Raw genomic sequence first — 1,383 nt, 5'->3', positions numbered from 1 at the left:
CCCCGGCCCCGGTCGCCCCGAGTCCCGTCGGTTTCGGCCCGGCCCCCGTGATGGCACCCGGCCCGCCGGGGGCGTCGGGCGACGGGGCCGGCGCGGTCACCGAGCCCGAGGCGGGTCCGCGGTCCCCCCGCGCCGGAGCGCGGCGGCGCGGTCCGCTGCTCGCCGCCGTCGCGGCCTCGGTGGTTCTCGCGGTGGGAGCGGGCGCCGGCCTGGTGCTGCTGATGAACGGTGACCGGCCGGACGACGGGGGCACCGCGGATCCGCTCGCCTCCGGGCCCCCGGCCGACGGCCGGCCCGCCGGGGACGTGCCCCCGGCCGACGATCCCGGCGCCGATCCCGGGGGAGCCGGGGAGGACGGGTCGGCCCCCGGCGTCGAGTGGGGCGTGCCGACCACCGCGGAGGACTGCCCCGCCGCCGACATCGAGGGCGCGGACGCGGCCTGCGTCGTCGAGCCCGAGTGCTGGGGCGGCATGGTCGTGATCACCGGCAACGTCTCCATCACCGCCGCCGACTGCCGGGCCGAGCACGTCTGGGAGACCTTCGCGATCGCCCCGCTGCCGGCCGACGGGCTCACCCACCACCAGGCGGAACTCGCCGCGCACCCGACGGTCCGGGAGGTGTGCTCCGCAGAGGTCCTGGCGGCCTCCCTCAACGAGCGGGGCCGGGAGCGGGAGGCCGATTCGTGGGAGCCGGACGTGCTGCCGCCCACGGAGGCGCAGTACGCCGCCGGTTCCCGGGTCCTGCGCTGTGTCGCCGCCTCCATCGGCCCCGACGGTTCACGGCTCACCCGCCATCACTTCGGGCCGGCCGAATCCGACTGATCACCCCCGGCCGGGGTCGGGCCACGAGTCGGGCCACGAGGGGAGGGGGCGCGCCCGTCCCAGCCACTCCCGGAGACGTTCGCCGAGGACGACCTCGTGCGGCAGGCGTTCCAACTCCGCCGGGTGCGCGGCCACTCCGTGCCGCCGCAGGATGTCGGCCAGGTGCCCCCAGTGGTCGGCGGCCATCCCCTCGTGCGTGTGGTCCTCTCCCGGCTCGTCCGGGCCGACCACGGTGCGGGCGGTCTCCTCGATGTCCCCGACCGAGACGAACTCCCGGATGTCCACCCCACCGCCGTGGATCGACTCGGACCAGCCCCGGTCGTCGAGCAGCGGTATCCGGCGGTCGTCGGAGAGCACCGCCTCCAACCGGGCGGAGACCGCCATCTCCGCGGGGTCGGCGCGTTCCCCGTCGAGTTCGACCAGGGTGCTCAGACGGGTCACCTCGACCATGTGGTCCTCCGGGTCCGCGTGGCCGGTCACCGTGCCGGCCGGTGGTGTCGGGGGCCACGGTATCCGGCCGGGTGCTGTCGGTGCCGGGGGTTTTCGGGGTGCCGATCACTTA

Annotated in this window: 1 protein-coding gene and 1 pseudogene; one reads left to right on the top strand and one right to left on the bottom strand. The window is 76.6% G+C overall.

What is annotated here, in order from left to right:
- Positions 1–821: pseudogene (locus FOE67_RS25760) on the top strand (hypothetical protein); the annotation flags it as partial.
- Here FOE67_RS25760 and FOE67_RS25755 read toward each other — a convergent pair.
- Positions 822–1,301 carry a hypothetical protein gene (locus FOE67_RS25755; RefSeq protein WP_228474298.1) on the bottom strand — a complete coding sequence of 160 codons (480 nt, stop codon included), beginning with the start codon at positions 1,299–1,301 and terminating at the stop codon, positions 822–824. It lies immediately after the preceding pseudogene.
- Between the last annotated feature and the right edge of the window lie 82 nt (positions 1,302–1,383).

This window comes from Streptomyces calidiresistens, assembly GCF_014141525.1.
In the GTDB taxonomy this organism is placed as follows: Bacteria; Actinomycetota; Actinomycetes; order Streptomycetales; family Streptomycetaceae; genus Streptomyces; species Streptomyces calidiresistens.
The sequence above is the reverse complement of the archived record's forward strand: the minus strand, read 5'-3'. Positions and strand labels throughout refer to the sequence as shown.